At 72.8% G+C, this 11,618-nt stretch carries 10 protein-coding genes; 3 read left to right on the top strand and 7 right to left on the bottom strand.

Going from position 1 to position 11,618, the window contains the following annotated elements; all coding sequences use genetic code 11:
- Positions 1-46 precede the first annotated feature (46 nt).
- The 3 genes from ABZ434_RS19540 to ABZ434_RS19530 all read right to left on the bottom strand — a co-directional run bounded on the left by ABZ434_RS19540 (position 47) and on the right by ABZ434_RS19530 (position 2,572).
- A complete protein-coding gene (locus ABZ434_RS19540) occupies positions 47-583 on the bottom strand; it encodes a DUF4232 domain-containing protein (RefSeq protein ID WP_359138021.1) in 537 nt (178 codons plus the stop codon).
- A gap of 215 nt (positions 584-798) precedes the next feature.
- The gene (locus tag ABZ434_RS19535) at positions 799-1,041 is read right to left on the bottom strand and encodes a hypothetical protein (RefSeq protein WP_359138018.1); all 243 of its coding nucleotides are present in this window, start codon (positions 1,039-1,041) and stop codon (positions 799-801) included.
- A 163-nt stretch (positions 1,042-1,204) separates the two neighbouring features.
- Positions 1,205-2,572 carry a cytochrome P450 gene (locus tag ABZ434_RS19530; RefSeq protein ID WP_359138016.1) on the bottom strand — a complete coding sequence of 456 codons (1,368 nt, stop codon included), beginning with the start codon at positions 2,570-2,572 and terminating at the stop codon, positions 1,205-1,207.
- Between the two features lie 368 nt (positions 2,573-2,940).
- On the opposite strand from ABZ434_RS19530, the gene ABZ434_RS19525 reads away from it, so the two are divergent.
- Both ABZ434_RS19525 and ABZ434_RS19520 read left to right on the top strand, forming a co-directional pair.
- Positions 2,941-3,510, top strand: coding sequence for a WHG domain-containing protein (locus ABZ434_RS19525; protein ID WP_359138013.1), 570 nt, complete (start codon positions 2,941-2,943; stop codon positions 3,508-3,510).
- A 49-nt stretch (positions 3,511-3,559) separates the two neighbouring features.
- Positions 3,560-4,735: a GDSL-type esterase/lipase family protein gene (locus ABZ434_RS19520; RefSeq protein ID WP_359138011.1), complete on the top strand. Its 1,176-nt coding sequence runs from the start codon at positions 3,560-3,562 to the stop codon at positions 4,733-4,735.
- 270 nt (positions 4,736-5,005) lie between these two features.
- Here the strand turns inward: ABZ434_RS19520 and ABZ434_RS19515 are convergent, their stop codons facing one another.
- From ABZ434_RS19515 to xylB, 3 genes are all read right to left on the bottom strand, one after another.
- A complete protein-coding gene (locus ABZ434_RS19515) occupies positions 5,006-5,830 on the bottom strand; it encodes a hypothetical protein (protein ID WP_359138008.1) in 825 nt (274 codons plus the stop codon).
- Positions 5,830-7,104, bottom strand: coding sequence for a VWA domain-containing protein (locus ABZ434_RS19510; RefSeq protein WP_359138005.1), 1,275 nt, complete (start codon positions 7,102-7,104; stop codon positions 5,830-5,832). Before ABZ434_RS19510 ends, ABZ434_RS19515 begins: the two co-directional genes overlap by 1 nt.
- A 94-nt stretch (positions 7,105-7,198) precedes the next feature.
- Complete coding sequence (gene xylB, locus ABZ434_RS19505) at positions 7,199-8,689, bottom strand: xylulokinase (protein WP_359138002.1); 1,491 nt, start codon at positions 8,687-8,689, stop codon at positions 7,199-7,201.
- 256 nt (positions 8,690-8,945) lie between these two features.
- Between xylB and xylA the strand changes: the two genes are divergently transcribed.
- Positions 8,946-10,115, top strand: coding sequence for a xylose isomerase (gene xylA / locus ABZ434_RS19500; RefSeq protein ID WP_359137999.1), 1,170 nt, complete (start codon positions 8,946-8,948; stop codon positions 10,113-10,115).
- 88 nt (positions 10,116-10,203) lie between these two features.
- On the opposite strand, the gene ABZ434_RS19495 is transcribed toward xylA, so the two are convergent.
- Positions 10,204-11,448 carry an ROK family protein gene (locus ABZ434_RS19495; RefSeq protein ID WP_359137996.1) on the bottom strand — a complete coding sequence of 415 codons (1,245 nt, stop codon included), beginning with the start codon at positions 11,446-11,448 and terminating at the stop codon, positions 10,204-10,206.
- Positions 11,449-11,618 lie beyond the last annotated feature (170 nt).

The raw sequence follows: 11,618 nt of genomic DNA, 5'->3' as shown, positions 1-11,618 counted from the left end.
GCGACAGCCGTCGCGGCGGTGGCTCCCCGTACCGCTTCTCCGTGGCTCAGCGCGTCGCTGCGGCCAGGGCGCGGTCCGCCGCGCCTCGCGAGGTGTGCCAGAGCGTGGTCACCGGCTCCCACACCCGGATCCCGCGGTCCATGCCCACGGCGGCCGCACCGAAGGTGACCCCGTAGTGCGCCGGGTCCGCCGCCACGGACAGGCTTCGGACGACATGACCCCGGCGGGAGCCGCGCTCCGCCGTGCGCACGGCGGCGTAGCCGCGCTCGCCCGGCGAGAGCACGTACGAACCGCTGGTGGCGGGCGGAACGGGCTGCGCCGAGCCGTCGAGCCCCCGGAACGTGATCGTCGGGATGCGGTCCACGACGCAGGCGCGGCCACCCCGGTTGGTGACGGCGATCCGAGCCACGTTGCGGTGCCCGCCCGGTGAGGCGGAGATCCTCAGGGCCTTCTCCTGGCAGTGGGCGGGACGGACCGAGGCCCCCTGGGTGGCGGCGCCGGCGGTGGCCGACGCCCCGGTGGCCGTCAGGGCCAGAGCGGCCGCCGCGGTGAGGGCGGCGGTGAGAGTGGAGCTCGGACGCATGATGTGTCTCCCCTGGATCGACAGCCTGCGGTGTGGCCGGAGGGCCCGACGGCCGGTACGGCCGACAGGGACATTCTGAACGTAATGCCCGGTTAGTGGCGATAGATCGGACATATCGGTTCAGCATCTGTCGCGGGTGCGGTGGGGCCGTGGCCCGTTGCGCGCCCGCAGCCCGTCCCGAAGGGCAGTCTGCGGGCGCGGCGCCGGGACCTTCGTCAGTCGCCGATCTCGGCGAACGTGATGGTGACCGGCGTCTGCTGGATGCCGGTGTTGCCCACGTGGAACGCGTGGCCCAGGAACGCGGAGTCGGAGACCGTGTTGTCGCTGATGGTCTGCGTCGCGGTCGTGCCGTCACCGTTGCCGTTCCCGGCGTCGCCGTCCGCCGCGGCCGTGCCGGCCAGGCCGACGACCGCGATGACGGTGAGGGCGGGAAGTGCGAGAGCGGTACGCATGCGCATGGCTGCTGTCCTTAGCTGCGGGGGGTGGGGTTGCTGCCCGGCCAGCAAAGCGACCGGGCAGCGGAATCGCCCGCCATTCACCCGTACCGTGGCGCGCCGCTGCCGGCCCCCGGTGCAGACGGCGCAATCCCGCCCGCGGCCGGCATGACGCTCCGCAACGGCGCTACCGTGCCCGGACCGTGGCCATCACCTCGCGGTCCGGCTGCAGCGTCAGTGTCGGCACGGGGTTGACCGTGCCCGGATCGACGTCCAGTTCGAAGCGTCGCGCGAGCACTGCCAGGATCAGCACCGCCTCGACCATCGCGAACCGCGTGCCCAGGCAGACCCGGGGGCCGCCGCCGAACGGGAACCAGGCGTACTCGGCGATCTCGTCGGCCGCCTCCGCGTCCCACCGCTCGGGGCGGAACTCCTCCGGCTCGGGGAACCACCGCTCGTCCCGCTGTGTGGCCCACTGGCTGCTCCACACTCTGGTGCCCTCCGGGACCGGCAGGCCCCCGATCCGCGCACCCTCCTTCGCGACGCCGGTGACCAGCCAGATCGTCGGGTACAGGCGCAGCGTCTCCTTGACCACGGACTGGGCGTACGTGAGCTGCGCGTAGTCGTCGAATCCCGGCTCGCGGTCACCGAGGACCCGGTCCAGCTCGTCGGCCAGTGCGGCCCGCGCCCCAGGATTGCGGGAGAGGAGGTACCAGGCCCACACCAGCGTCGAGCTGGTCGTCTCGTGGCCGCCGATGTACAGCGTGACCGTCTCGTCGCGGATCTCCCGGTCGTCGAGCTTCGCTCCCGTCTCGTCCACGGCGGTGAGGAGCCGGCTGAGCAGGTCGGGGCGTTCGTCACCCCCGTCGCGGTGGCGGGCGACGACCCGGCCCACCTCGGCATCGATGACGGCGGCGGCCTTCCTGATCCTGGCCCGTCCCGGCGTCGGCACCCAGTCCGGCAGGAGCGCGCCGATGCCCGCGAACTCCCTGCCGATCTCCGTCTGGGCCACGTCCATGGCCCGGCCCATCGCGTCGGCGTCGGCGGGGGTGTCGACGCCGAAGATCGTGCGCACGGCGATCTTCTGCGTCAGAGCGGCCATCTCCCGCTTGATGTCGATGCGTTCGCCGCCCGACCAGGTGTCGGCGAGCTCCACCGTGCTGGCTGCCATGGTCGCCGCGTAAGACCGTACCTGCTTGGGGCGTACGGACGGCTGGACGAGCGACCGCTTGCGCCGCCACTCGGTACCGCGGGCCACCACGACGCCGTTGCCCATCACGGTGCGGAAGGCGACGCCGAGGGCGGGCTGGTCGAAGGTGCGCTCGGTCTCGGTGAGCAGTTCCCCTATGCACTCCGGGTCGGCCACGAACAGGCAGGAGTTGGGGCCGAATCGCCACTGGACCAGGTCGCCGTGCGCGCGCAGCAGCTCGAAGAAGGCCAGGGGGTTCTTCGCGAATTGCCGCATGTTCCCGAGGAAGGGAAGCCCCTTCGGACCCGGAACGATCCGGTGGCCGCGCGGCCCGGCATCGACGGCCGGGCCGGTCTCCGTGGACATGAAAGTCTCCGCTCTGACGGTCCGGCCGGTCGGTATCGCCCGTCACCGGCCTTGTGGAGTAAGTGAGTTGTCGAGGGTAGCCGTGCCGGGTGCCAGGACACGAGGCGGCCGTGCGGCCGGTGTCCGGTACTGGTTCCAAAGCCGCCGTACGGGAAGAGGCGCGTCCGGCGGACGCCGGCCGGCCCGGCGGGAGCTGCGTGAGGCGCCCGGGGCCGGTGGTGGGACAGGGGTTCGCTGCGGGGCTCCTCGACCGCTCCGGCGATGCGCCCGGTCCCGGAGGCGCGCTGCGGTGGTTCGGTCCGATCCGCTCATTTGCCTAAGGGTATTAGGCATCTGCATAATGGCTGATGCCGAACAGGGAGATGAGCATGGTGCGCGTGGGGCTGACCACGGAACGCCTGGTCGAGGCCGGAGCGGAGCTGGCCGACGAGGTCGGCTTCGATCAGCTGACCGTCTCGGCACTCGCCCGGCGATTCGACGTCAAGGTCGCGAGCCTGTACTCGCATCTGAGGAACTCCCACGACCTCAAGACCCGAATCGCCCTCCTCGCGCTGGAGGAGCTCGCCGACCGTGGGGCGGCTTCACTGGCCGGCCGGGCCGGCAAGGACGCCTTGAGCGCCTTCGCGGATGTCTACCGCGATTACGCCCGTGAGCATCCGGGACGTTACGCCGCGGCCCAGTACCGGCTCGACCCGGAGGCGGCCGCCGCCAGCGCCGGCGGCCGGCACGCGCAGATGACCCGGGCGATCCTGCGCGGCTACGACCTGAGCGAACCGGACCAGACCCACGCCGTCCGGCTGCTGGGCAGCGTCTTCCACGGCTACGTCAGCCTGGAGATGCAGGGTGGGTTCAGTCACAGCGCCCCCGACTCGCAGACATCCTGGTCACGCATCGTGGACGCGCTCGACGCCCTGCTGCGCAACTGGCCCGCGCCCTGACCCCGGCCCGGTGAGACCGAACTTCACGTCACGAGCAGCAGGCGGAGACATGCACACTGAGCGCCATTGGACCACCACGCCGATCACCGAAGCCCTTCTGCGCGGTGCACTCGACCTCGAACGCACCGAGCACGGGCTGCGCCCGCACCGCCTCCCCGCGTGGGCCCGCGCCCAGTGTGCCGACGGCCAGTTGGCCATGGCGGAGGCACAGCCGGCGGGGGTGCGGCTGGTCTTCCGTACCCGTGCGACCACGATCGAGCTGGACGCTCTGCGGACCAGGACGGCCTACGTGGGCGCACCGCCCCGGCCGGACGGCGTGTACGACCTGGTCGTGGACGGCCGCCTCGCCGGACAGGCGGCCGCCACCGGCGGGAACGTCCTCACGGTGGACATGACCACCGGATCCGCGGAGACCCGGCCGGGCCCGGTCGGCACCGTCCGGTTCTCCGGACTGCCCGAGGCTGCCAAGGACATCGAGATCTGGCTGCCGTACAACGAGACCACCGAGCTCGTCGCCCTGCGCACCGACGCCCCGGTCGCCCCCGCACCGGACCGTGGCCGCAAGGTGTGGCTGCATCACGGGAGTTCGATCAGTCACGGCTCCAACGGGGCGAGCCCGACGTCCACCTGGCCCGCACGCGCCGCCTCGCTCGGCGGGGTGGAGCTGATCAACCTGGGCCTGGGCGGCAGCGCGCTGCTCGACCCGTTCACGGCCCGCACCATGCGCGACACCCCCGCGGACCTGATCAGTGTCAAGATCGGCATTAACCTCGTCAACGCCGACCTGATGCGGCTGCGCGCCTTCTCCCCGGCGGTGCACGGCTTCCTCGACACCATCCGCGAGGGGCACCCGGACACCCCGCTGCTGGTCGTCTCACCCATCCTGTGCCCCATCCACGAGGACACTCCCGGCCCCAGTGCCCCCGACTTCAGCGAACTCGGCGAGGGCACGCTCCGGTTCGTGGCCATGGGCGACCCCGCCGAACGGGCCGCGGGGAAGCTCACGCTCACCGTCATCCGGGACGAACTGAGCCGCCTCGTGGAGCGGCGCGCGGCCGACGATCCGCATCTGCACCACCTCGACGGCAGGGAGCTGTACGGCCAGGAGGACTGCGCCGAACGCCCCCTGCCCGACCAGCTCCACCCGGACGCCGCCACGCACCTGCGTATGGGCGAACGCTTCGCCGGGCTGGTGTTCACCGCGGACGGCCCGTTCGCCGCCTGACCGTCCGGCGTTTCCGGCAGCGGCGTAAGCCGGCGGACCGGGCCGACCCCCTCCCGGCCTGGTGCGGCTGCTGCCCGTCCCCCCGCTGAAGCCGAGGTGGAGGCGCCCGGGATGGCCCGCGACCGCATGACGTCCCGGAGCGGGGACAGGGCGGCTGCCACTCAGGAGCGCCTGACGGTGCTCCGCCGCGCGGCCGGCCGAGCGGTCAGGAGGGGCTTGGGCTCCGCGCTGCCGAGCGGGCCACCCGGCCCGCCCGGCAGCGACGCGTCGTCAGACGCCCGGCGGGACCCGGGACGGGCGGCCGCCGCCGCGCGTCAGCGAGTAGCCGAAGACGGCCGCGAACGCGCCGAGCACCCCGCCGCCGACCGTCCACAGCCAACGGTCGGTCCACCAGCCGGAGGACCAGCCGTCCTCCGGCTCACCGGCGAGGGCGACCGGGGCGGCCGACGCGCCGTCGGCGGCCTGCTCGACCGAGGACACACCGGGAACCAGCGGCTCGGAGAGGCTGCCGTCGACATCCGCGGCGCCGCCCTTGTCGGCCGCTGTGACCTCGACCTCGGTCCGCACCGGCAGTCCGAGGTCCGCCGAGGGCAGATCGACGACCGTGAGGCGGACGTAGTAGCTGCCGGGCAGCGGGTCGTCGGCCCACGGCTCGGACCAGGCCCTGACGGTACGCAGCACACAGGTGAGCTCGACCGTCGCGGCTTCGGCCGCGGCCTTGCCCGTCTGCTTCCCGTACATGCAGGCCTGACGGCGGCGCAGACCGTCGTAGACGTCGACCTGCCAGGTCGAGGCGCCGTGCCGGGTGGCGGCCTCGGGCAGGGTGACCTTCGCCCTGACCGTGGCCCGCTGTCCGGCATCGGCCGGGAAGACCCAGTACAGGTAGTCGCCGGTCGACGCCCCGGCGGTGGCGGTCCGGTCCTGCTGGATCGCCGTGGCGGTGCGGAAGGTGGTGCCCGCCTCCGTGGGGGCCGACCCGTCTCCGGAGGCGCTCGGGCTCGGCGAAGGGTCGTCCGCGACGGCGGCACCCGCCCCGGTCAGCAGGGCGAGACCGGTCAGCAGCGCGCCCGCGAGCACACGTCTCGTACGGAACATCAGTGGGTCCTCCAGACGGCGAAGCGCCAGCGCGAGATCCAGCCGGTCAGCAGACCCGCGATCAGTCCGGTCAGGACGAGCACGCCCAGCAGCCACCAGCCGCGGCCGAGACCGAACGCCGCGGCGTCGGCAGACGCGTCGGGGGCGTCCACCAGGTCGATCGTCAGCTCGACCGGCATGCCGGGAGCGGTCTTCACCGAGGCGGGGGCGGAGAAGGAGTTGGAGACCTGGAGGCAGACGGTCTCAGCGGCCGGCTTGACGTCCCCGTCCGTGTCCTCTTCGGGCTTCGGGTAGCGCAGCCCGGAGGAGATAGCGTCGGTGCGTCCGGTGCCGGACTCCGAGCCTCTGACGATCTCCCGGCCGTGCACGGTCAGCGCACGCAGCAGCATGCCGTAGTCGTTGTTCACGGCGCGGTCGGCGAACACGCTCACCGAGGCGCGCAGTTCCTGGCCGGGCAGCACGTCGACCCGGTACCAGCGGTGCTCGGCGAACTTCTCGCGGTCGGTGTAGAGGCCCGCCTTCAGCTGCGGGGCGTCGGTGCAGCTCGCGGCACCCTCGGTCGCGACCGGGGTGACGACGGGTGCGGCCGCCCGGTCCACCAACTGCTTGACGCGGCCGGAGAGTTCATCGGTGTGCTGGACGGCGGTGTAGGTGCCGCCGGTGGCCTCCGCGATGCAGGTGAGCTGTTGGCGGATCTTGGCGTTCGGCACCAGGCCGAGGGTGTCGATGACCAGATGGATGCCGCGTGCCGCGATGTCACGGGCGACCTCGCACGGGTCGAGCGGACCGCAGGTGTCCTCGCCGTCGCTGATCAGCACGATCCGGCGGGTGGAGTCGCCGCCCTCCAGGTCGTCGGCGGCGCCCAGCAGGGCCGGGCCGATCGGGGTCCACCCGGTGGGCGCCAGCGTGGCGACCGCGGTCTTGGCCTCGGTACGGTCCAGCGGGCCGACCGGGTAGAGCTGCTTGGTGTCCTTGCAGCCCACCTTCCGGTCGTCGCCCGGGTAGTCGGCGCCGAGGGTGCGTATGCCGAGCTGTACCTGCTCGGGCACCGCGTCCAGGACCTCGTTGAACGCCTGCTTCGCCGCGGTCATCCGCGACTGGCCGTCGATGTCGCGGGTCCGCATGGAGCCACTGACGTCGAGCACCAGCTCGACCTTGGGGGAGGCGTTGGTGGGGGTTTCATCGGCCGAGGCGGGCAGCGCCGAGCCGAGCCCGGCGGTCAGGGTGGCGAGCAGAATGCCCACCCCGACCGTCAGCCTTCTTCTTATGATCATCGCCGGATAGTAGTGAACATCAGTTCGCTATCCAAAACGGCCGCTGCCCGTCGCGCGCGCTTGTGTGTGGCGTGCGACGGGACATGACAGCGGGTCAGCTCGAGCGGTCCGCCCCCAGCAGGGGGCCGGCCGCCCGTTCCAGTACCGAACCGACCCGCTCCCAGGTGGCCAGGTCCCTGTCGACGGCGTCCAGACGCACCTCTTCACCCGTGTCCCAGCCGCCGGCGATCGCGACCGCGTCCGCGCCCGTGGCCGCCGCTGCGGCCAGTGCGGCCGCGCCCAGCGCGACCAGCTCCCCGCTGGAGGGCACGGTCACCGGCCGCCCGGAGAGACGGCGCACGGTCTCCACCCACACGCGCCCCTGGGCGCCTCCGCCGATCAGCAGGAGCGGCCGGCTCGACACCCCGGGGTCGTCCGGGTCGAGGCCGCAGGCCCGCAGCAGTTCGTCGAGCGCGCGCAGCACGGTGACGACCGCGCCCTCGTAGGCGGCCCCGAGGAGTTGCTGGGGGGTGGTGTCGTGGCGCAGGCCGGTGAGGAGGCCGGAGGACGTGGGCAGATCCGGGGTGCGTTCGCCGTCCAGGTAGGGGAGGAGCACGGCTTCGCCGCCGGGGACGGCGTCATTGCGGTCCAGGCCCAGCAGCGCGGCCACCTTGTCCACGGCGAGCGTGCAGTTGAGGGTGCAGGCCAGCGGCAGGTACGTACCGTCGGCGGCGGCGAAGCCCGCGAGCGCCGGGGAGGCCGGCCGGGCCCGGGAGGCGGTGAACACCGTCCCCGAGGTGCCGAGGCTGAGGACCGGGTGGTCGAGGAGCCCCGCGCCGCCGAGCCCGAGGCCGACGGCGGCGCTCATGTTGTCACCGGTGCCCGCGGCGACGGCGATTCCGGCAGGCAGGCCGAGTGCCTCGGCGGCCTCGGCCGTCAGCGAACCGGCGCGCGCCGCCCCGCTCGACGCCACCTCCGGCAGCAACGACGGGTCGATGGAGAGGAGTTCGAGAAGCTCTGGATCGTAGGACCCGGTAGCGGTGGAGTACCAGCAGGTGCCGGACGCGTCGCCCGGGTCGGTGACGGCCCGCCCGGAGAGGCGCTCGGTCAGGAAGTCGTGGGGGAGCCGGATCGCGGCGGTCGCGGCGGCGGTCTCCGGCTCGTTCTCCCGTAGCCACTGCCACTTCGACGCGGTCATCGAGGCCACGGGGACCGAACCGGTGCGCGCGGTCCAGGCGTCGGCTCCGCCCAGTGCCGCGGTGAGCGCGGCTGCCTGCGGGGCGGACCGGGTGTCGTTCCAGAGGAGAGCGGGGCGCAGCGGGCGGCCCTCGCCGTCGAGGACGACCAGCCCGTGCTGCTGCCCGGCGACGGCGATCCCGGTGATGTCGGCGGCGGCGACGCCGGACTCCTTCAGCCCGGCGGCGACCGCGTCGCGCAGCGCCTGCCACCACACCTCGGGGTCCGTCTCACGGGCCCCGCCCTCGCCGGTGACGACGTGCGGGGCACGGCCGACGGCGAGCAGCCGGCCGGTGGCGGTGTCGACGAACGCGGCCTTGGTGGACTGGGTGGAACTGTCCACACCGATGACGACCTCATGCGGCGGCATGGCTGACCTCAATCTCTGGCTCAGGGTTCCCGGGCGGTGGCCCCTCGTCCTGCGGGCTCTCGCGGCGTCGGGATTTGATCGTACGGTAAACAAATTACGCGATGGAACCCGTCCGGAACAGGGGTCGCCCCGGATTTTCCAGGACGAGGGGTTCCGTCGGAGGGGTGGTCCGTGCATGATTAGTCATGACAGTGAACAAATTGAGGTTCGGCCGCTCGACCGGCTGCGGACCCAGGGCACCGAAGGTGGCTGGACCATGACGGAACGCTTCACTCCCACCCCGCAGGACAAGTTCACCTTCGGCCTGTGGACCGTGGGCTGGCAGGGCCGTGACCCGTTCGGGGACGCGACCCGGGAGGCGATCGACCCGGTCGAGTCCGTCCAGCGCCTCGCGGAGCTGGGTGCGTACGGTGTGACGTTCCACGACGACGACCTGATCCCGTTCGGCTCCACGGACGCCGAGCGCGAAGGCATCGTGAAGCGGTTCCGGCAGTCGTTGGACGCGGCCGGACTCGTCGTGCCGATGGCGACGACGAACCTCTTCACCCACCCCGTCTTCAAGGACGGCGCGTTCACCGCCAACGACCGCGACGTCCGTCGCTACGCCCTGCGCAAGACGCTCCGCAACATCGATCTCGCCGTCGAGCTCGGCGCCACCACCTACGTCGCCTGGGGCGGCCGCGAGGGCTCCGAGTCGGGCGCCGCCAAGGACATCCGCGTCGCGCTCGACCGCATGAAGGAGGCCTTCGACCTGCTGGGCGACTACGTCACCGAGCAGGGCTACGACCTCAAGTTCGCCATCGAGCCCAAGCCGAACGAGCCGCGCGGCGACATCCTGCTCCCCACCATCGGCCACGCCCTCGCGTTCATCGAGCGCCTGGAGCGCCCCGAGATGGTGGGCGTCAACCCGGAGGTCGGCCACGAGCAGATGGCCGGGCTGAACTTCGCGCACGGCATCGCGCAGGCGCTGTGGGCGGGCAAGCTCTTCCACATCGACCTCAACGGCCAGTCCGGCATCAAGTACGACCAGGACCTCCGCTTCGGCGCCGGCGACCTGCGCCAGGCCTTCTGGCTCGTCGACCTGCTGGAGAACTCGGACTACGCGGGCCCGCGACACTTCGACTTCAAGCCGCCGCGGACCGAGGACTACGACGGTGTCTGGGCCTCGGCCGCGGGATGCATGCGCAACTACCTGATCCTCAAGGAGCGCGCCGCCGCGTTCCGCGCCGACCCCGCGGTCCAGGAGGCGCTGCGCGCCTCCCGCCTGGACGAGCTGGCGCAGCGCACCGCCGAGGACGGCGTGGCGGGCCTGCTCGCGGACCGCTCGGCCTTCGAGGACTTCGATGTGACCGCGGCAGCCGAGCGCGGCATGGCGTTCGAGGCGCTGGACCAGCTGGCGATGGACCACCTGCTCGGCGTCCGCTGACCCGGCGGGCCGACCGGCAGCGGTGACACGAGGGGGACGGACGCGCTCGGCGCGGCCGTCCCCCTCGTGGCCTGCCCCGGCCGTTCGTTCAGACCCGGGCCCGGCCCGCGTACGCCACCGGGTCGGCCAGCACATCCGTCATCACCAGTGCCGCCGCACCCCTGGCCGCGTCACCCGCGACGGACGAGGCGCGCAGCCGGGCGCTGCCCGGTGACCACAGCCCCGACACCACTCGGCCCGTCAGCTCCTCGTCGGCCGACGGTGCCAGCCATGGCATCAGGTTGCGGTAGATCCCGCCGAGCACCACCGCGTCGGGGTCCAGCAGGTTCACCGCCCCCGACAGCACCCGGCCCAGCTTCCGGCCGGCCTCGGCGACCGCCGCCACCGCCCGCTCGTCCCCGGCCCGGGTGCGCCGCTCCAGCTCCGCGACCCCGATCCCGCTGCCGGTCTCCTCGATCCCGGCGGCCCGCAACAGCGCCGCCTGTCCCGCGTACTGCTCCAGACAGCCGCGCGAGCCGCAGCGGCACTGCGGACCCGCTGTGTCCACCACCACGTGCCCGATCTCCCCGGCGAAACCGTGCGCGCCGCGCAGCAGTTCGCCGTTGACGACCAGGGCGCCGCCGACACCGATCTCACCGGTCAGATAGAGGAAGCTCCGCACCCGGCCGAGGCCCCCGAACCACAGCTCGGCCAGCGCCGCGAGATTCGCCTCGTTCTCCGAGCTCACCGTGAGCGCCGCGTGACCGGGGCGTTCGGCAGCCAGCGCGGCGGCGAACAGCTCCTCCGCCGGCACCTGGTTCCAGCCCAGGTTCGGGGCCTGACGCACCGAACCGCCGGAGACCAGCCCGGGCAGGGCCAGGGCGACGCCGACCGGGAACAGCTCCTGCTCACGCGCCGACTCCAGGGTGCGCGCGGCGATCCTGGCCGCCCGGGCCAGCACCTCCGCAGGTGGCGCGCCGCGGTTGTCGAGATGCTCGGTGAGGCGGACCCGGCCGGTCCCGGCCAGGTCGACGACACAGACCGACACATAGTCGATGTTGACCTCGACGCCGAGCCCGGCCGGACCCGTACGGGCCGTCTTGAGCGCGGTTCCGGGCCGGCCTGCCTGGCCGCTGAACGTCTTGCCCGACTCCGTGAGGAACCCGCTGTCGAGCAGCTGCTCGACCAGCGAGGAGACGGCGGCCCGGGTCAGCCCCACCCGTGCGGCGACGCCCGCCCGGGTCGCCTCGCCCTCGCCCTCGTCACGGACGGCCCGCAGCACGAGGCTGAGGTTGCTGCGCCGGACGGTGTCCTTGTCGGCCTTGGGCCCCAGCGGCGTGAGGTTGCTCTTCATATCGGTCCCGAGCCTATGCGATCCCGTACGTCAGTACGGTCGCGGTGCGGGGTCGGACGGGATCCGTCCCGCCCCCCCGCCGCCGCCGCGGGCCCGAGACGCCCGGCCCGGGCCGCGCGCCCGCCCCCCACGCGTCCCGCAAGGCCACCTGAGCGGACAACACACGTGCG

The organism is Streptomyces sp. NPDC005761, assembly GCF_040630635.1.
Taxonomy (GTDB): domain Bacteria; phylum Actinomycetota; class Actinomycetes; order Streptomycetales; family Streptomycetaceae; genus Streptomyces.
The sequence above is the reverse complement of the archived record's forward strand: the minus strand, read 5'-3'. Positions and strand labels throughout refer to the sequence as shown.